The following is an 18,773-nucleotide window of genomic DNA, read 5'->3' as shown; positions in this document are numbered from 1 at the left end:
TATTAATTATTGTCTCCATTCATGAAACGATTAAACATCATCTGCTCGACAAAATTCGAGCAAATTCGGGGAGTGACAGGCACCCTGAATATGTTTTACTTACTTCATAGAAGGTAATAGATTATTATAAATATAGAGTTTCCAAATCCAGAGGAGGTAAATGTATGTCAGAAAAGCAATCAGTCATTGATGTTATCAACCCGGTGAACGGGGAAAAAATAAAGTCAGTTCCACGTGCTGGTAGTGAAGAAGCGCGGAATGCGGTGGATGCTGCATATGCAGCGTTCCCGGAATGGTCAGAGCGGACAGCTTACGAGCGAAGTGAACTGTTGATGAAATGGCATCAGCTAATACATGAGAATTTGGAAGACCTTGCAAAAACGATGACTATCGAACAGGGAAAGCCACTGAAGGAAGCTAAAGGGGAAATTAATTATGCGAATAGTTTTATTTCCTGGTATGCAGAGGAAGGAAAACGCGTCTACGGTGAAACGATTCCTTCTTCGTCCCGCAATAAAAGAATACTTGTGCATAAGCAACCCGTGGGTGTGATCGCTGCGATTACACCTTGGAACTTTCCAGCTGCGATGATTACTCGAAAAGTTGCCCCAGCATTAGCAGCGGGCTGTACAGCAGTTGTGAAGCCTGCAAGTGCGACACCGTTAACAGCGATAAAGTTAGGTGAGCTTGCTGTAAAAGCTGGAATTCCACAAGGTGTCCTCACCATCTTGCCCGGTAGTTCCGGCGAAATCAGTGATGCGTGGATGGAAGACTCAAGAGTTCGTAAAATCTCATTTACTGGCTCAACAGAGGTCGGAAAATTATTGATGGAAAAATCAGCTGCTACGGTTAAGAAAATTTCATTGGAGCTTGGCGGTCATGCGCCACTTATCGTTATGGAAGATGCAGACCTTGATAAAGCGGTCGAAGGTGCGGTTGGATCGAAATTTCGTAACGCAGGACAAACCTGTGTCTGCAGTAATCGCATTTATGTCCATGAATCTATTGTGGATGTCTTTAATGAAAAATTCAAAGCGAAAGTAGCGGAGTTAAAAGTAGGAAACGGTCTTGAAAAAGGAGTCGATGTCGGGCCGCTCATTGATAAAGATGCTTATGAAAAAGTCAATAAACATATTCAGGATGCGCTGGATCATGGTGCTGAAATCGTGTATGGTGGGAATTCCTATAAGGAAGGCGAAGGGTTTTTTGTGGAACCAACTGTGCTCACAAATATTTCTGATGAGATGCTTTGTATGAATGAAGAAACATTTGGCCCATTGGCACCTGTTTCCACGTTTACTTCTGAAGAAGAAGTGATTAAACGTGCAAACAATTCACCTTATGGTCTTGCCGCATACCTTTTCACCGAAAATATTTCAAAGGCAATTCGTGTTGGGGAAAAGCTGGAATTTGGTATAGTTGGTATCAATGATGGATTGCCATCCACTGCCCAGGCCCCATTCGGAGGTTTTAAGGAAAGTGGTATTGGACGCGAAGGCGGTCACCAAGGAATGGATGAATATTTGGAAGTGAAGTATTTTTCAATTGGCATATAAATAAGATGACTGAGTCAATCTGAAGGAGTGCGGTTTTCAGTGTGTGGCACAATATTTCAGGACCGCTTTTAGCGACTTGGTGGGGAAAACGAAGTGTAAATGCTGATGAGGCAGGAGCATCAACACCAAAATTCGAATAAAAAGTTTGTTTAATTGATACGTATCTATTAAAACCGAGACAAAAACCTGTATTGCAATGTATTATTATTATATGCGATACAGGTTTTTTATGCCTAAACGAAGATAACATTATTCGACAAAATTCGGGAAGTGACAGGCACTGCTTAAAAGGGTATACTACTGCTAGTGAGGTGCAGAAAAAAATGGAATTTAATATTGGCCCGCGGATGGTGAAAACTGGTCTTGCGGTTACTTTGACGTTATTAATAACAGGTATGATAGGAATGGAGCTGCAAATTGTAGCCGCCATGGCTGCGGTTTTGGCCATGCAACCTTCCATTATGCGCTCGTTTAAATATATCAAAGAAGTTGTAATTTCAAATGGTGTAGGTCTTGTATTTGCATTACTCGGCATACTTTTGGTTGGTAATAATCCAATCTCTGTTGGGGCAGTGGTCATCATCTCGATTGCCATTAATATTAGACTAGGATTGAATAAAACCGTCAGTTTAACCGTTTTGACCATTGTCAACATGATGATGGCAAGTGACAATGATACGGTCAACGTTGTTTATATTATTGAACGTTTATCACTTGTTGGGATTGGTGTCTTCTCAGCATTCATTGTAAATGTTCTCGTCTATCCACCGGACCATCAGAAAATTTTGTACGGGATGATTAAAAAAGCGAGTGAAAAGACAAATTTCCTGCTACGAGTCATTCCGAATAAAACGATGAGTGTCCCACAAATGAAAAATGACGATAGAGAAATTGAGAAAATAATAAACAATGCCAGAGATTACTATGAGATTATTTCCGATGAGCGAAATAGCCTATTTATTCGCAAGAGAACTGACTTTTTACGGAATATTGTCATCTACAGACATATGATTACGGTTTTACGAAAGAAGCACACATTGATCCAACAACTGGAGAAAAATCTTGATAATATAGAAGTTATTTCAAGTGGAAAATCACATTTAGTTAAAAAGCTGGTAAGTGAAATGAATACGTACAGTGAAAATGTGCTTTTAATGTATGAGGATAGACTTATCTTGGACAGTGATCTTCAAAAGGAAACAAAGAATGCGATGCGGATTACAATCAATAATCTGATCGAGGCTTTGCAAGGATCTGACTTTGAAAAGTGGACCTATGTTTTTCCTATAGCAAACAGCATTATCGAGCTATTTTACGAGCTTGATAAACTGGAAAAATTTGTTAGAATAAAAGAAATACGTGATAATAAGCAATAGACTTTGGAAGCAGGGGGACGGTTCTCTTGCTTCCTTTTTGGTGGTCAAAGTTTTGGACAATGAAACCTGTCCCGTGAGAACCTATCTGAAATTGTAGCTAACAGCAGGGAAATGAATGCTTCCATTGAAGAGATTGCATTTGTTTCTGAAGAAGCAGCTGCAGCAACTGCTGAGCAATCCAGCAGTTCGATGGAAGAAGCGCTGGAAGCTCTGAACAGCTCACAAAACTAGCAGAAGAAATGAATGAACTAGTAGCTCGATTTGAACGATAACTAAAATAGGTCGTGCAGATATAGGTATTTTGCTACTTCCCATTGTATGACCTGTTACTCTTTCAATATCCCCTTAATTACTTCAACGTCTTTCTCGGGGACAAGTATGTAGAGCAGGTCTTTTTCTTGCAGGATGATATTACCGTGGGGTGAAACGGTTTCACCGTCACGTAAAATTAAGGTGATATTTGCTTTTACCGGCATTCCCAAGTTTTTAATTTTTTTACCGGTTACATTCGAACTTTCCTCAATATAGACCTCTACAATCTCCAGATTATTTTTCCCGACAGATAATAATTCCATATGGTTAATTTGTGTATTGCTACCAGGTTTGACCAGTTCTAACTTTTCCGCAAACCATGTCATTGTCGTACCTTGAAGTAAGGTAGAAGTCAATACGACAAAAAAGATAACATTGAAATATAATTGACTATTGCTTAGCCCAGCTATAATTGGAAAGAGAGCTAATACAATCGGAACTGCCCCGCGAAGTCCAGCCCAGGATAGGAGTAACTTTTCTTGCATATTGAATTTCATGCCTATGACAGATAGCAAAACAGCGATCGGTCGTGCGACGAACATTAAGGTAAAGGATAGCAGCAATGCCCTCCATATAATTTCCCATTGAAAGAGATCACTTGGTACTACAAAAATGCCAAGCGTAATAAAAAGCACAATTTGAGCAATCCAGCTGAATCCTTCATTGAAATGAAGGATGGCATTCCGCTGTTTTAAACCTGTATTTCCAATGAAGATTGCTGTAGCATACACAGCTAAAAGCCCACTGGCATTAACTAAAGATGCACCACTATATGATAGGAAGGCAAATGCAAGGGCGTGTAGTGGATAAAGCCCGCTGGAATTTAAAGTAACTAGGTGCAATGCTTTACTTCCGAACCATCCAATCAATAAACCGATGAATAGTCCACCACCCATCGTCCATACAAAGCTGCCGATTAATTCGAAAATGCCATGATGTTCGAGTTGTACGAAGGAAATGAGTGTTACCGTAAGAAATACAGCCATCGGATCATTGGCACCTGATTCCGCTTCCAGTGTTGCTTCTAACCGATCGTGAATATTCTTGCCTTGAAGCATGGCAAAAACGGCAGCAGCATCCGTAGAACCAACGAGTGCCCCCATAAGTATAGCTTCCGGCCAACTTAGTCCAAATATTACTTTGGCAACCATACCTAAAACCAAAGAAGTAATAGCGACTCCGAGTGTAGCCAGAGAAATCGAAGGAATAGCAACGGGTTTAATGGTTGTCCAATTTGTTTTAATCCCGCCATCAAATAAAATAACAACCAATGCCATCATGCCGATTAACTGTGCTATTTTCGCATCATAAAAATCAAATATATTTAACCCATCATTCCCAAGCAGTATACCCAATGCAATGAAAAACAGTAGAGAAGGGGTGTTTAACTTTGATGTGAATTTAGTTCCAAAGATACTGAGGATAAGTATGAGTGAAAATATGAGTATAAGAAAGTTCGAATCGATAAGTTCTGGTAACATACATTCCCTCCATGCTTATGAATGTTCTTTGGTTATTTAGTTTACTATACCCTTTACTTTTTAATACGACACTAACTTTAAGACATGTCTAAATAAACTTGTGCTAAACTAAGGAAAGAATAAAAATACAAGAGGGACCTGAAATGAAAAAGAAGAAAGTACAAAAAACAAATGCTGTTCGCCAACTTGAAAAGGAAAAAATCAGTTATCATGTTCACGAGTATCCATGGAATGAGGAACATTTGGATGCAAAAACTGCAGCAAAAAAAGTTGGAATGCCACTTGAGAAGATATATAAAACATTGGTGACCGTTGGGGATAAAACTGGGGTAATGATCGCCTGTATTCCTGCTGAAAATGAATTGAATTTGAAAGCTTTAGCAAAGGGGAGCGGCAACAAAAAAGTGGAAATGCTTAGTATGAAGGATTTGGAAACGATTACCGGATATATTCGTGGAGGCTGTTCTCCGATTGGGATGAAGAAAAACTTCCCGACTTATGTGGCTACAAAAGCCGAAATGATGGAAAGTATTGTTGTATCTGCTGGAAAAAGAGGAATGCAGGTCGAGTTGTCACCAGCAGATTTACTTAGAGTAACGAATGCAGTTTATGCGGATATTTTAGATAACTAATGCCAATTGACAATGCCAAAAAAACTCAATAACGAGTTTTTTTGTTTGTTTATGGCATTTCGACTAGAGACTACCGTTATTAATCCTCATTTGAAGCAGAGTGTTTAAATGGAAATTCCTCCAATAAAAATTCTAAAACAATTTCCTTCTTAATAATTAATTTTAAAAGTCTACTTAACTCGTCGGGTGAAGCTGATCGTGAAGAAGCGCTACTTAGAACTTCGGCCAAAGCCATCTCCATGTTTCCTACGGCATTTAAAAAATTTCTTTGTGGCATTTTTTTCCTCCTTTAATCGTGTTAATAACACAATATGTTGGTTATATGACCTCTGTATGAGCCAGTATCACTATTACTGTTTTATTAATCGAAAAATAAGGAATCAGTCTATAAATTCTCTTGAAATACGGCAATTGATTAATGATGACATTTGCAATGATGAGACTCGCATTTTTTACATTTCGGTTGATCTTTACAGGCTTTCATCGTTTCTTCCAATAAAAATCCGAGAATGATTTCTTTTTTAATCGCTAACTTTATTAAATCTTCCAGTTTCTTTGAGAATTGAATCGCTTCTTTAGGGGTGAAATCCAGTGTTTTCATTAAATGAGTTTCTGCATTAATCGCATTTGCCAACGAATTTTCGATTTCTGCTGCTGATTCTATAAATTCACTTAGACTATCGTGACATAATTTCCTTCGTGGAACTTCTTTATACTCATGTCTATCCTCACAACGATGCCGTTGATCACAATGGCAATTAGATTTGCAACGACAACATTTTCGATAACTCTTGTAAATGACCATTTTCAACTGCCCCCTTTCAGTGGCGTATAGGTTATCTTATGCTTTTTAAAATTAGCTGTATAAGCAAAGAACCTAAAGTTGAATAATGGGTATCTATTTTCGCCATTAATAATTCACTTTATTAACAAAAAAAACCGTTAGCCATCCATGAAGCGCAAAAATCAGCGCTTCACCACAGAGAATGCAGCTTCTATCTATATTCCAATTAAAAGAGGCTAAAGATAGATAAATGGTCCATTTCAATGTAAGAAATGGTTCTATAAGGAGATTTTGAATTTGAAACTTCTAGTCATGAGACAACCTACACCTCCAATAAACTAAAGTTGGAGGTGTTTTTTGTATTTAGTAAAACGATAAGGAGGTACTTTAATGAGTGAAAAGCAGGAAGAAAGAAATCTTCCCAGAAATATGCCTCAAATGATGACCCATGTGGATCCATATTTATATGAAATGCTTCAAGCATGTACAGGTTCCTATGTAGTCATTCAGACAATGAAAGATACCGTTCGAGGAGAATTGGCTCAAGTGTACCCGGACCATGTAGTCGTTGTGCATAACGGATATTATTTTTATGTTCGTATTCCACAAATAATTTGGGTGCTTCGCCATTGAAAAGCTACTTTATGAACGATGATTGGAGGGAAGTCATGTGATCGAACGAATGGATAGAATTGCGATTGAACTGCCACGGCCAAAGGAAGCAGATCCGAACGCGGCATCAGCAGTACAGGAATTGCTAGGAGGAAGATATGGAGAGATGTCGACCCTCAATAATTATATGTACCAATCGTTTAATTTTAAAAATAAGAAAAAGCTGAAGCCATTTTATGACCTTGTTGCGAGTATTACTGCAGAAGAGTTTGGGCATGTGGAACTTGTTGCACATACGATTAATATTATGATGGAGGGAAGCACTTTCCCGGCGGATCCAAATATTGCACCACTGCGAAATGGGAAGGATAAAAGGAGTACGTACCATTTTATTGATACAGCACAATCAGCTAAACCAGGCGATTCTCATGGAAGGGCATGGACGGGAGATAATGTATTTAATAGTGGAAATCTCGTAGTCGATTTACTTCATAACTATTTTTTGGAAATTGGTGCGAGAACGCATAAGATGCGCGTGTATGAAATGACAGATCACCCAACTGCAAGAGAGATGATCGGATACTTACTTGTTCGTGGGGGTACACATATTGTCGCCTATGCAAAGGCACTTGAAGTGGCTACCGGAGTCGATATGACAAAAATGCTGCCGGTACCTAGTCTGGATAATCGAGTTTTTGATACTGCTCGTAAATATGAAGCGGAGGGTGCGCATACAAGACTCTATACATTCAGTGAAAAAGACTATAGAGATATTGATAAAATTTGGAAGGGTACCCATCCGGAGAGCGGTGAACCGTTGGAAGTGGTGATTGGTGCGCCACAGGGAGAACCTGTTCCAGATTATGAAGATATACCAGAAGAATATGCACCAGGCGTTTCGCATGAGGATTTTATGGAAATTGCAAAGAGGCTGCAGCAATCGGCTGGATTATAGTATAAATTTCAATTCTCCGGAGAAAAATAGAAAGAGCAATCAGGAAAGGAACATTAGCCTTGAATCACTTTTTATCACATACAGAGATAGCTAATTTGCGACATATTATTGAAGAGCATGAACGAATTGCAAATCAGCTGGAAAGTCTTGCTCAAACTTCTGAAAAACAAGAAATCAGCAATAAACTCCACAAAGATGCTGAAGTTGCAAAGCTTTTACATCAGCAGCTGTTAACCACATTTAATTAATTAATTATACCATGGGAGTCCCAACCGGTTTCATAATCGGTTGGGACTATTAATGTTCTTTTTTAAATTCGCATTATGGCTTCAAGATAACCTTCACACAATCATCTTTACGTGCATGAAAGATATCATAACCGTGCTCTGCCTGATCTAAGGAAAGTGTATGTGTGATAATATCGGTTGGGTCAATTTTATTGCTTTTAATTTGCTCGTAAATTTCTTTCATATAGGTTCGTGCTGGTGCTTGTCCTGTTTTTAATGTGATATTCCGAGAGAAGAATGCACCTAATGGAAATAAATTATAGTTTCCGCCATACACACCTGTAATCTGTACGATGCCGCCTTTTTTTACTGCTTTCGTTGAAATTTGAATTGGACCAAGTGTTCCACCCTGAAGCTTGAGTTTTTGTTCGACAAATTCAAGTGGGGATTTTTTACCATCCATTCCAACACAATCAATTACAACATCCGCTCCACCTTTTGTTAATTCTTTTAATGTTTCACCCATATCATCGTATTTCGTAAAATCATATACTTCCGTACGGTTTATATTCTTAGCATGATTCAGCCGATAATTAAAATAATCGACAGCAATTACACGTTCTGCCCCTTTTTGCCAGGCAAATTTTTGTGTCATTAAGCCTACGGGACCACATCCAAGGACAATAACAGTGTCGCCTTCCTTAACTCCTGCATTTTCCACACTCCAATATGCAGTTGGAAGGACGTCAGATAGAAAGAGAAGTTTTTCATCTTCTAATTCACAATCCTCAGGAATCAGAAAAGGAGTATAATTTCCAAATGGAACACGAAGATATTCTGCCTGACCTCCAGGGTAGTCACCGAATTTCTCCGAATAGCCAAAATAACCACCAGAATCATAGTGTGGATTGGCATTATCACACTGGCTCTCCAGGTGATTATTACAATAAGGACAAGTCCCACAAGCCACCGTAAATGGAATAACGACCCGGTCCCCTTTTTTCAATTTCGTGACATCATGGCCAACTTCTTCAACGATGCCCATCGGTTCATGACCAATTACATAATTGATCGGAAGAGGAAAATTACCTTGGTATAAGTGAAGGTCAGATCCACAAATGGCTGATGAGGTTATCTTAATAACGACATCCTGGGGGTCCTGGATACGCGGTGCTTCTACATTTTTAACTTCCACTTTATATTTTCCTTGATAGGTTACTGCTCTCAATATAATTCCTCCCGGTCGTTTAAGTTTGTTATTAGAATTCTCCTGGAAAGAAAAAATATACAAATGAAAAGCCTGAGTCACGAGATTCCGTGATTCAGGCCTATTTAAATGATTAACGGTTGTTATTGTTGTTATTATTATTGTCGTTGTTGCGATTGCGATTTCTGTTATTGCGTTGGTTGTTGTCATTGTTATCATTGTTGTTATCTAGAAATTCGTTAGCAAACTCAACATTATCGACATTGTTGTTCTGGTTGTTGTTGTCGTTATTATTGTTGTTGTTACGATTTCTGTTGTTACGTTGGTTGTTATTATTGTTTTCCATGATAATACCTCCAGGTAGTTTGTATTTTTGCAAAACCGTTCTTCAAGTGAAGGAGTGGCTTTTACACAACCTATTTTGTGCGTAATCTTGAAAAATACTCATAAAATTTCATCTTTCTTCAAAAAAGATTAATTTCTTATCATTATCAGTGTAACGAATGCCATCGCCTATAGGCTTTGCGAATGCTATACTTTCTAATCTTTTTTTGGGGGAACGCCGTCGTTTTCTTCGATTTCTGTGCTGAACTCCGTTTGGAATCTGTTAGGAAAATAGGCAATCTTGCTTTCTCTATCTTTTTCATTTTCAAAAACTGAATTTTTTAAGTAACGGTGGTAGAAAATTTCTCCTGCTGCTATAGCAATTGCTGAAATGAGAGCAGCCGTACCTAGGGGAATTGGCTCACCGTACATATTACTTCCGATCAACCATATAACTACCCATGCTAAGGCGAAATCACCAATCGTAGCAACAGTATTTCCTATACGTGGCATAATGTACAGATCACCAAGATAGGCTAGAACGGTTAGTACAACACTTGTCGTTAAGATGTCCCCGAATGTTACACCAAAAAATAATCCGAGTACAATCCACAGAACAGCAGTCGTCATAATGAATTTAATAAGCAAAGGGGTAGTATGTTTCATGTATCTTCTTCCTTTCCATTGGGTGGTATTTTAATAGGTTATCCAGATTTTTTGTTCCCATTCACATTAGGAAATGGGAACAAAAAAAGATCTCTTCTAATAGAAGAGATCTTGAAATCGTTCATTTTGCTTTTTTTAATGCTTGATTGACATAAGATAGAAATTCATTTGCTTTTTCTTCAGGTGCACGTGTTATCAGGCTGACCCCGATAAAAAGGATGGTGGATATGGAAATTCCCCATAATCCGGAAGCAAGTCCTAGTGGCTTTAATTGGAAAAATTCCAATATAATCACGACAAGCCCAGCAATAATGACACTGGAAAGAACGCCAGCAGCTGTTCCTCTCTTCCAGAAAAAAGTACCAAAAATAGCTGGTACGACTACAATAAGGCCTGCTGAGGAAGCAACGGAAAGTACGGCAATCAAGTTCAATTCCATTTCTGCAAAAAGATAGGCAAGAATAGCTATAATTGGAATGACAAACTTCCCTACACGAAGTTGCATCTGATCTGTCGTACCTTTTTTCACATTACTGTAGACATCCTTCGCAAAAAGTGAAGATAAAGTCAGCAAAATCGAGTCAATGGTTGAGATGGCAGCAGCCATAATACCGACCATGACTATAACACCGAGTAATGGTGGTACGAGGTCAGATGAAAGGACCAATGGTGTTGCCAAATCAGGATTATCCAGTCCTGGAAACATAATCGACGCTGAAAATCCCCAAACAACGGCAACGATAGTGTAGATGAAACCAAAGACAAGAAAGCCCATCAGCATCGTTTTTAAACTTTTCAATGAGGCTGGCATAAATAATCGCTGACTAACCTGTGGATTGGAGATACTGAAAAAGAACCATGGAATTGTAAGTCCGAGAAATGTTAGAAAGCTGAAATAACCATTCCCGGGAACTGTCAGTAGTTCCGGTTGGCTTGTCTCTATTTTCTCAAAAAAACCAGTGAATCCTCCAAGTCCATTAATAAGGACGATAACAATGAGTGTAGAACTGATAATCATAAATAATGACTGTAAAGAATCTGTCCAAGCGACCGAACGTATCCCTGCAATATAGGTGAAAATTAATGCAAGAATAGTTGCGATAAGCACCCCAGTAGAATAAGGGATTGCGTTATTCGTTACACCCTGCAGCAAATATCCAACTCCGGATAACTGAACAGCACTATAAGGGATAAGAAAAAGACAGTTGGTAATGGCAACGGTAATAGCAACATTCTTGTTATTGTACCGATCACCGAGCATTTCAGATGGAGTCACGTAGCCATATTTTTTGCCAACGACCCAAAAACGCGGTCCGAAAAAAGCGACGAGCGAAACACCCATCAAGTAAATCAGTTCGAAACCAAGCGCGCCGACACCCCCGTTATATGTTAACCCAGCTAGTCCCACGAGCATAAATGCGCTATATGTAGTTGCACTATAACTTAGAGCGGATACAATGCCTCCAAGCTTCCTGTCTCCAAGAAAAAAGCTTTCCATATTATTTTGTTTGCCTTTTCTGGATAAGTAAGCAATAAACAGAGCAATGATGACATAAACTGCAATTGCTCCCCAAACGAATGTAGTAGTCATAATTATTTACCCCAATCTCTTGTTAAAAAATAATTGATCACAATTGTAATAAGTGCAAGTACCGTCCATACTAAAAAGCTTCCATACCATTTAGCTGTGTTTGTGAAAATGGTATAAGGAAGAATAAATGCCAGTATAACAATCACAAATAGAAACAAAGCCCATTTTAATTCATTGGTTTTCATGATAAATCACTCCCTTACCATTTTGTCTTCTTAAAGAGGTCTTCCTGTATGTAGGAGCATGATGTGTTTAGTGAATTAATTCACAAATAAACCAATCAGGCGTATTGGCTCCTTAACAATTCACCAAATGTTCAAGATTTATCATAGCAAATAGAAAACACTTTTACCATTTATTTATGTAGAAAATTTTAAATTAACAAACAGAGCTTCCAAAAGGGAAGGAGTAGTGCAGCTATTTTTTAAAGGACATCTTGATAGGAATCAACTAAAAAAACACAGACATACGATAATAGCTGCAGAGGATAGAGATATAAATATACGTAAAGCCCTGTTTTAGGGAAAGTGTGGAATATAACTGGAGGGGAAATAAAAAAGCAGGTATCATTACTGATGCCTACATTCTCCTAGTCTTTCCATTGCTTTTCAATTTGCGAAGCGGCAAGCTTCCTTACTTCTTCGTCGCTTGTATCCCGACTTGTTATCACATTTGTCGTATAAAACTTGCCGTCATAGTCGATCGTTATATTTACTTGTATCATCTCTTTGCCTCCAGTCTAGTTGATGGCTAATTTAAAACAGTGTAAATATTAAATTAGCTAATTACAATTATAATATGAAATCACAAATTTGTACATGTCATTAATTGTAATTTTATGAAAACTTAACATTCGATTTTTGTTCGTGTTTGCAGAATCTTCGGTGTTTCGCTACACTTATCAAAAAGGGGGATGGATACATGGAGAAACTGCAGGTAGGAAGAGCAAGTCTGACCTGGCTTAAAGGTGGAGTAACCCATTTGGATGGTGGTGCAATGTTTGGTGTGGTACCGAAAGCATTATGGCAGAAAAAATATCCGCATAATGATAAAAATCAGATTGAACTGCGAACAGATCCTATACTTCTGCAAGTCGACGGGAAAAATTTTCTGATCGATTCGGGAATTGGAAATGATAAGTTGGTAGAAAAACAATTACGGAACTTTGGGGTGTTCGAACAATCAAAATTGGAAGCTTCATTGGAGAGGCTTGGTTTATCTGTTCATGATATAGATGGCATTCTCATGACACATTTGCACTATGATCATGCATGTGGATTAACTAAAAAGGTTGCAGAAGATACATACGAAACCGTATTTAAAAATGCAACTATCTATACTTCTGAAGTCGAGTGGCATGAGATGAGGAATCCAAATATCAGATCGGTGAATTCGTATTGGGAAATGAACTGGAAACCGATTGTTGACCAGGTTGAGACATATGAAAAGGAAATTGAAGTCGTAGAGGGTTTAAAGATGATTCATACGAGTGGGCATAGTGATGGGCATTCGATTATCCTTTTTGAAGATGGAGAAGAGACTTTTATTCATATGGCAGATATTATGCCAACACATGCACACCAAAGTAAATTATGGGTACTCGCTTACGATGATTACCCTATCAGTTCTGTATATGCCAAAGAAAAATGGATGGAATTCGGTTATCGAAAAAAAGCATGGTATACCTTTTACCATGATGCCTATCTCCGCGCAGTTAAATTTAACGAATCCGGCGAAAAGACAGATGAGGTTAAAAGGAAAAGGTATGCTTATAATTAAAAGCAACAATAATCACCAAACCAATTAAAAGAGACTGGCCAAATAAATGGTCAGTCTCTTTTACTGTTTCGTATGTCGCTAGTGACGTTATTTTATGCAACTTCTTTCGTTTCGACGATACCGCCTGTTTCCACATCGATATAAAATTCATATTGCTTATTTTCGCCATCGATATTGCGCGTGATTCCTCCACGATAGGCACTGTAGAGAAGGCCATTTTTTTCAATTTCTTCCGGTTTCATATAAATCCAGGAACCACTGATTGGTCCTTTACGTTTAAACATCTCTTTTGCATTGTTCAATGCTTTTTCCGGTGTTATTTTTTGATAGTTATTCATTTGCTCTCTTGCCAAATATCCTATAGCAACCCCAACTGCAGCGGCAAGGAGTACTCTTCTTTTGCTCAATATGTTCACCCCTTGATAAAGTTTAATCGTTCTTATCTTAGTTGTAAGTATACAGGATGAAAAATAAAATGGAAAATCTAACATGCCTGATAAGTGGAAAGTAGTAGATATTTTCAGTTATACTGGTATTATCGAGATACATAATGGAGGGAATCGTATGAACAAGGATACGCTTGATCTTTTTAAAAATTTAACAGAGCTTCAAGGTGCACCAGGCAATGAACATCCTGTACGCTCTTTTATGAAAAATGAATTGGAAAAGTATTCCGATGAAATCATCCAAGATAATCTTGGTGGCGTATTTGGGGTCAAGCATGGTAAAGGTCCACGTGTCATGGTTGCAGGACATATGGATGAAGTTGGATTTATGGTTACACAAATTACAGATAATGGGATGATTCGTTTTCAAACACTTGGTGGTTGGTGGAGCCAGGTAATGCTTGCACAACGTGTACAAGTGATGACAGCAAATGGTCCAGTTATCGGTGTCATCGGTTCGATTCCACCGCATCTTTTAACAGATGCGCAACGCAGCAAACCAATGGAAATCAAGAATATGCTGATTGATATTGGTGCAGATGACCGGGAAGATGCTGGGAAAATTGGTGTGAAGCCAGGTGACAGCGTTGTACCTGTAACCCCGTTTGAACCAATGGCAAATAACAAAAAAATCCTCGCGAAAGCATGGGATAATCGATATGGTTGTGGACTTTCCATTGAATTAATGAAGGAATTGCAAAATGAAACACTACCGAATCAATTATATTCGGGTGCTACGGTACAGGAAGAGGTTGGTTTGCGCGGTTCCAAAGTTGCGGCAAATATGATTAAACCAGATATTTTCTATGCGCTAGATGCTTCTCCTGCAAATGATGCTTCTGGTGATAAAAAGGCATTCGGTCAATTGGGTAAAGGTGCATTGCTTCGTATTTTCGACCGTACGATGATTACACATAAAGGAATTCGTGAATTCGTTCTTGATACAGCAGAATCAAATGACATTCCATATCAGTATTTTATCTCTCAAGGTGGTACGGATGCTGGAAGTGTACATCTTTCGGGTGAAGGTGTTCCATCAGCAGTCATTGGTATTTGCTCCAGATATATCCATACGTCAGCATCCATTATTCATGTAGATGACTATGCAGCAGCAAAAGAATTACTCGTGAAACTTGTTAAAACGACCGATCAAAACACATTGGATCAAATTATAAAATATTAATTTTCGAGCAGCTGCCATTGCCGGCAGCTGTTTTAATGAGGTGATTATGTTGAATATTATTATCGGATCAAAAAACCCGACGAAAATCCAGGCGGTTACCGATATCTTCCCATCTGCTGAAGTGAGATCAATGGACGCAAAGTCTGGCGTCTGTGCACAGCCGTTTTCAGATGAAGAAACGAAACAGGGAGCAGTCAACCGAGCAATGCGTTGCATGGAAACAAAACCGAACACGTTTGGTGTAGGATTAGAAGGTGGGGTCATGTACGTCGATAACCAATTGTATCTATGTAATTGGGGTGCACTCGTAACACCGGATGGCAAGGTTTTTACTGCGAGTGGAGCAAGAGTCGTCTTGCCTAAAGAAATTGAGATTGGACTTAAAGAAGGGAAAGAACTGGGGGATTTGATGGATGGTTATGCCAAAAGACAGGAAGTTCGCAAAAGAGAGGGTGCAATTGGGATTTTTACGAATGAACTAGTGTCACGTAAGGAAATGTTCTCCCATGTCGTAAAACTTTTACGCGGACAACTGGAATATGGTTTGAAACAGTAACGAAAAAAGAAGGCAGGGTACAAATAAATCCCAACCTTCTTTTTTTCTTATTCAAATATATATGCCAAAACATCAAGTGCTTGATCAATCGTTTCAACGGTGACATTTGCTTTATTGGATAATTCTTTAAGCGGGTGGACAAGCGATTCGGGCCTCACAATAATTGTTGGTTTGTTCATCGTAATGGCAGCACTCGCATCCATCGCAGTGTTCCATTGCTTATATTTTTCCCCGAACAAAGCGATGACCACATCTGATTTTTCCATCAGGACTTGTGTACGGAAATTGTTGATGCTAGATGCTGCATCATCTTTATATATATCTCCTGGTTGTTTGCCTAGAATATCCTCACCAACCTGGTCAGATCGGTCGTGATTTGTTTGAGGTGCGACAAATGTTAGAGGGAGATTTTTTTCCTCCGCCTGCTTTTGTACTTCCTCCCGCCAGGTAGTATGAATCTGACCTGCAAGATATACGGTTAATTCCATCGAAACCCCTCCTAAAATAATAGATTCTACCTCATATAGTAAACAACTTTATAAATATTGCAAAGAAATGAACGCAAATTTTTGAGATTCATGTTTCAACTTTTGACATTTCATAGTATGATATAAAGTGGTAAAAAAGGACTATACAGGGGGAACCGCCGTGAGAAATCCTATATTTATACTGGCCGGACTGATTGGGCTTATCTTCGTACTGACTGGATGCGGATTGAAATCAGAAGAAGATGCGCTCGCGGATGCAAAGAAGGCTGCAGAAAATAGTTTCCATAATGAATCACAAATCGAAACAAACTACGAACTTGGTAGTGATACCATTTATATACCAGAAAACCTAGAAGTGGAAAGCAGCGATGAAAGCAATCTGATTTTGGTAAATGGAGATCAGACGTATATTCTCTTTCGTAATCCAATCGAAACCTCTCAAAGTGAGCTGAACTTCAATGCTGCCAATGCAGAAGATGCTTTGTTGCTAGATTCCTTTAGCAATGAAGAAAACTTTGGCTATATCCGCATCCTTCCTGATGAAGGGGAGGGCTATGAAATGCAAATTGGCGTCGGTGGTGTGAAAATAACCACGTTCACAACAAAGGGGAAAATGGATGCCGATGTAGAAGAACTTATGAAAATGGCAAAATCAACGGTATTAGAAGAATAAGCAGTAGCAGTGCAGATTATTGCGCTGCTTTTTTTATTTTGGGACAAGAAACCAAGATAATTGAATCCATATCCAAACAAGGATATGATAAGAAAAGAAAGGAAGTTGATGAAACGATGAAACCGTTAGAAACGATAGAGCAATTTAATGAATTGAAAAATAATGAGAACGTTATTTTTATTTTTTCTGCAGGATGGTGTCCGGACTGTCGTGTTATTGAACCTGTATTACCAGAAATAGAAGAAGACCACCCCGAGTATCAATTTGTTGAAGTAAACCGTGATGAGTTTATTGAAGTTTGCCAGGAACACGATATTTTTGGAATCCCGAGCTTCCTAGCTTTTGCAGGCGGAAAAGAAGCTGGACGTTTTGTCAGTAAGGATCGTAAAACAAAAGAGGAAATCGAGCAGTTTATCAACGGATTATCTGCTTGATTTTCAATGGCTCAGGAGGTAGCTAGATGTCTAAAATGACTAGTTTTAAATTAAAAAAAATATTAGAAGAGCGACTTGCAAATGAAAATTTAGTCACTTCGTTTAACCGTGATCAGGATGCATTTCGGATTGAATGGAAGCATTCGAAGCAAGGGATTACCATTACATTGCCAAATATGGTTGTGAAATACAATCAGCGCGGAGAAGAGGCAATTGATGAGTTGATCGAGCACGTGAAAGAAGCTTTAAGAATTATGAATGAAGATCAACAACTGTCCGGTATGGAGAAAAACATCTATCCGGTTATGCGGTCTCCTTCCTTCCCAACTGAAACCAAATCCGGTGCTACATTGGTATATAAGGATCATACGGCAGAAACACGAATTTTTTATGCACTTGATTTAGGAAAGTCCTATCGGCTCGTTGATGAGGAACTTCTTGATAAAGAAGGTTGGTCAAAAGAACGGATAGATGAGATAGCTGCATTTAACGTCCGCTCCCTATCACGTGATTTCAAACATGATCGAGTAGCAGATAATGATTTTTATTTTGTGGCAACACAGGACGGGTATGATGCAAGCAGAATTTTAAATGATGCCTTTTTGGAAGAAATGAAGGCCAATGCCAAAGGAGACTTGACGGTTGCAGTTCCTCATCAGGATGTCCTGATTTTTGCTGACATCCAGAATAAAATGGGTTATGATATTTTGGCACAGATGACAATGAAGTTTTTCGCAGAAGGTCGAATTCCGATTACTTCTCTTCCGTTTATTTATGAAGATAAAAAATTGGAACCGATCTTTATCCTTGCAAAAAACAGACCTGAAAAGAACTAGGAGGATGAAACGAATGGATGTTTTTTATAATCCGGATGGTATTGGTGACGTACTACTCATGCCAATAAAAGATGGAGACAGGTACGAAATCACACATGAAAAATTTGGCGATATTACAAAGATAACTACTAATGATGGTGAGTTGCTGGGATATAATATTTTTCAAGCATCTAAGAATTTAAATCTTGAGGAAAAAGGAAAAATAAAGGTAACGCAAAGCTTGTTGGAAGAAATTAAAGCGCTTTTTGCAGCAAATAATTTGAACGACCCCCTTGATTTTGATCTGAGTCCGAAGTTTGTAGTAGGATATGTTTCAAGTAAAGGTCCTCATGAAAATGCAGATAAATTAAGTGTTTGTACCGTCGATGTTGGCAATGAATCATTGCAAATCGTTTGTGGAGCGCCTAATATCGATGCAGACCAAAAAGTGGTAGTTGCCAAGGTTGGAGCAACTATGCCAAGCGGAATGAAAATAAAAGCCTCTGAGCTCAGAGGTGTACCATCCAATGGTATGATTTGTTCGCAAAAGGAACTCGGTCTGCCAAACGCACCTAAAGAAAAAGGCATTTATGTACTGGATGACTCCTTTACGGTGGGCGAAGAATTTGTGTTTTAATGAGAAAGCAACCTCTGTACATATGCAGGGGTTGTTTTT

Annotated in this window: 24 protein-coding genes; 13 read left to right on the top strand and 11 right to left on the bottom strand. The window is 38.7% G+C overall.

Going from position 1 to position 18,773, the window contains the following annotated elements; all coding sequences use genetic code 11:
• Window positions 1–164: 164 nt before the first annotated feature.
• Window positions 165–1,556, top strand: coding sequence for an NAD-dependent succinate-semialdehyde dehydrogenase (locus ACHABU_RS02710; protein WP_435761985.1), 1,392 nt, complete (start codon window positions 165–167; stop codon window positions 1,554–1,556).
• Window positions 1,557–1,879: 323 nt separating this feature from the next.
• Window positions 1,880–2,932 (top strand): FUSC family protein, encoded by a 1,053-nt coding sequence (locus ACHABU_RS02705; RefSeq protein WP_435761983.1) that lies wholly within the window; start codon window positions 1,880–1,882, stop codon window positions 2,930–2,932.
• A 326-nt stretch (window positions 2,933–3,258) separates the two neighbouring features.
• Here ACHABU_RS02705 and ACHABU_RS02700 read toward each other — a convergent pair whose 3' ends face one another.
• Window positions 3,259–4,725 carry a potassium/proton antiporter gene (locus ACHABU_RS02700; protein WP_435761981.1) on the bottom strand — a complete coding sequence of 489 codons (1,467 nt, stop codon included), beginning with the start codon at window positions 4,723–4,725 and terminating at the stop codon, window positions 3,259–3,261.
• Window positions 4,726–4,868: 143 nt separating this feature from the next.
• On the opposite strand from ACHABU_RS02700, the gene ybaK reads away from it, so the two are divergent.
• Window positions 4,869–5,357, top strand: coding sequence for a Cys-tRNA(Pro) deacylase (ybaK, locus tag ACHABU_RS02695; RefSeq protein WP_435761979.1), 489 nt, complete (start codon window positions 4,869–4,871; stop codon window positions 5,355–5,357).
• 79 nt (window positions 5,358–5,436) lie between these two features.
• Here the strand turns inward: ybaK and ACHABU_RS02690 are convergent, their stop codons facing one another.
• On the bottom strand, window positions 5,437–5,634 hold the full coding sequence (locus tag ACHABU_RS02690) for a hypothetical protein (RefSeq protein WP_435761977.1): 198 nt from the start codon (window positions 5,632–5,634) through the stop codon (window positions 5,437–5,439).
• 138 nt (window positions 5,635–5,772) lie between these two features.
• Window positions 5,773–6,162, bottom strand: a complete 390-nt coding sequence (locus ACHABU_RS02685) for a hypothetical protein (protein WP_435761975.1) — start codon at window positions 6,160–6,162, stop codon at window positions 5,773–5,775.
• A 369-nt stretch (window positions 6,163–6,531) separates the two neighbouring features.
• Here ACHABU_RS02685 and ACHABU_RS02680 point away from each other — a divergent pair, with 369 nt between their 5' ends.
• Genes ACHABU_RS02680 through ACHABU_RS02670 form a run of 3 tightly spaced genes read left to right on the top strand, consistent with a single transcriptional unit; the run spans window position 6,532 to window position 7,956 of the window.
• Window positions 6,532–6,774, top strand: coding sequence for a DUF2642 domain-containing protein (locus tag ACHABU_RS02680; RefSeq protein WP_379494988.1), 243 nt, complete (start codon window positions 6,532–6,534; stop codon window positions 6,772–6,774).
• A 49-nt stretch (window positions 6,775–6,823) separates the two neighbouring features.
• The gene (locus tag ACHABU_RS02675; protein WP_435762346.1) at window positions 6,824–7,708 is read left to right on the top strand and encodes a manganese catalase family protein; all 885 of its coding nucleotides are present in this window, start codon (window positions 6,824–6,826) and stop codon (window positions 7,706–7,708) included.
• Between the two features lie 59 nt (window positions 7,709–7,767).
• A complete protein-coding gene (locus tag ACHABU_RS02670) occupies window positions 7,768–7,956 on the top strand; it encodes a hypothetical protein (RefSeq protein ID WP_435761973.1) in 189 nt (62 codons plus the stop codon).
• Between the two features lie 73 nt (window positions 7,957–8,029).
• Here ACHABU_RS02670 and ACHABU_RS02665 read toward each other — a convergent pair whose 3' ends face one another.
• The 6 genes from ACHABU_RS02665 to ACHABU_RS02640 form a co-directional block, all read right to left on the bottom strand.
• Complete coding sequence (locus tag ACHABU_RS02665) at window positions 8,030–9,163, bottom strand: zinc-dependent alcohol dehydrogenase (RefSeq protein WP_435761971.1); 1,134 nt, start codon at window positions 9,161–9,163, stop codon at window positions 8,030–8,032.
• A 112-nt stretch (window positions 9,164–9,275) separates the two neighbouring features.
• Window positions 9,276–9,488: a hypothetical protein gene (locus ACHABU_RS02660; RefSeq protein WP_435761969.1), complete on the bottom strand. Its 213-nt coding sequence runs from the start codon at window positions 9,486–9,488 to the stop codon at window positions 9,276–9,278.
• Window positions 9,489–9,682: 194 nt separating this feature from the next.
• Window positions 9,683–10,132 carry a YndM family protein gene (locus ACHABU_RS02655; protein ID WP_435761967.1) on the bottom strand — a complete coding sequence of 150 codons (450 nt, stop codon included), beginning with the start codon at window positions 10,130–10,132 and terminating at the stop codon, window positions 9,683–9,685.
• A 121-nt stretch (window positions 10,133–10,253) separates the two neighbouring features.
• On the bottom strand, window positions 10,254–11,723 hold the full coding sequence (locus ACHABU_RS02650) for a sodium:solute symporter family protein (protein WP_435761965.1): 1,470 nt from the start codon (window positions 11,721–11,723) through the stop codon (window positions 10,254–10,256).
• A 2-nt stretch (window positions 11,724–11,725) separates the two neighbouring features.
• A complete protein-coding gene (locus ACHABU_RS02645) occupies window positions 11,726–11,908 on the bottom strand; it encodes a hypothetical protein (RefSeq protein WP_435761963.1) in 183 nt (60 codons plus the stop codon).
• Window positions 11,909–12,312: 404 nt separating this feature from the next.
• Entirely contained in the window at window positions 12,313–12,447 is a 135-nt protein-coding gene (locus ACHABU_RS02640) for a BA3454 family stress response protein (RefSeq protein ID WP_435761961.1), read from the bottom strand.
• 197 nt (window positions 12,448–12,644) lie between these two features.
• On the opposite strand from ACHABU_RS02640, the gene ACHABU_RS02635 reads away from it, so the two are divergent.
• Window positions 12,645–13,502, top strand: a complete 858-nt coding sequence (locus tag ACHABU_RS02635; protein ID WP_435761959.1) for a YtnP family quorum-quenching lactonase — start codon at window positions 12,645–12,647, stop codon at window positions 13,500–13,502.
• Between the two features lie 92 nt (window positions 13,503–13,594).
• Here the strand turns inward: ACHABU_RS02635 and ACHABU_RS02630 are convergent, their stop codons facing one another.
• Window positions 13,595–13,909, bottom strand: a complete 315-nt coding sequence (locus ACHABU_RS02630; RefSeq protein WP_435761957.1) for a PepSY domain-containing protein — start codon at window positions 13,907–13,909, stop codon at window positions 13,595–13,597.
• A gap of 157 nt (window positions 13,910–14,066) precedes the next feature.
• On the opposite strand from ACHABU_RS02630, the gene ACHABU_RS02625 reads away from it, so the two are divergent.
• Both ACHABU_RS02625 and ACHABU_RS02620 read left to right on the top strand, forming a co-directional pair.
• On the top strand, window positions 14,067–15,131 hold the full coding sequence (locus tag ACHABU_RS02625) for a M42 family metallopeptidase (protein WP_435761955.1): 1,065 nt from the start codon (window positions 14,067–14,069) through the stop codon (window positions 15,129–15,131).
• Between the two features lie 49 nt (window positions 15,132–15,180).
• Window positions 15,181–15,687, top strand: a complete 507-nt coding sequence (locus ACHABU_RS02620) for a DUF84 family protein (RefSeq protein WP_435762344.1) — start codon at window positions 15,181–15,183, stop codon at window positions 15,685–15,687.
• A 47-nt stretch (window positions 15,688–15,734) separates the two neighbouring features.
• Here ACHABU_RS02620 and ACHABU_RS02615 read toward each other — a convergent pair whose 3' ends face one another.
• Window positions 15,735–16,175: a YtoQ family protein gene (locus ACHABU_RS02615; protein WP_435761953.1), complete on the bottom strand. Its 441-nt coding sequence runs from the start codon at window positions 16,173–16,175 to the stop codon at window positions 15,735–15,737.
• Window positions 16,176–16,335: 160 nt separating this feature from the next.
• Here ACHABU_RS02615 and ACHABU_RS02610 point away from each other — a divergent pair, with 160 nt between their 5' ends.
• From ACHABU_RS02610 to ytpR, 4 genes are all read left to right on the top strand, one after another.
• Complete coding sequence (locus tag ACHABU_RS02610; protein ID WP_435761951.1) at window positions 16,336–16,848, top strand: LptM family lipoprotein; 513 nt, start codon at window positions 16,336–16,338, stop codon at window positions 16,846–16,848.
• Between the two features lie 68 nt (window positions 16,849–16,916).
• Complete coding sequence (locus ACHABU_RS02605) at window positions 16,917–17,282, top strand: thioredoxin family protein (protein WP_435762342.1); 366 nt, start codon at window positions 16,917–16,919, stop codon at window positions 17,280–17,282.
• A 26-nt stretch (window positions 17,283–17,308) separates the two neighbouring features.
• The gene (locus ACHABU_RS02600) at window positions 17,309–18,118 is read left to right on the top strand and encodes a DUF1444 domain-containing protein (RefSeq protein WP_435761949.1); all 810 of its coding nucleotides are present in this window, start codon (window positions 17,309–17,311) and stop codon (window positions 18,116–18,118) included.
• Window positions 18,119–18,131: 13 nt separating this feature from the next.
• Window positions 18,132–18,734 carry a YtpR family tRNA-binding protein gene (gene ytpR, locus ACHABU_RS02595; protein WP_435761948.1) on the top strand — a complete coding sequence of 201 codons (603 nt, stop codon included), beginning with the start codon at window positions 18,132–18,134 and terminating at the stop codon, window positions 18,732–18,734.
• Window positions 18,735–18,773 lie beyond the last annotated feature (39 nt).

The organism is Oceanobacillus sp. CF4.6, from assembly GCF_051262635.1.
Lineage (GTDB): Bacteria > Bacillota > Bacilli > Bacillales > Amphibacillaceae > Oceanobacillus.
The sequence above is the reverse complement of the archived record's forward strand: the minus strand, read 5'-3'. Positions and strand labels throughout refer to the sequence as shown.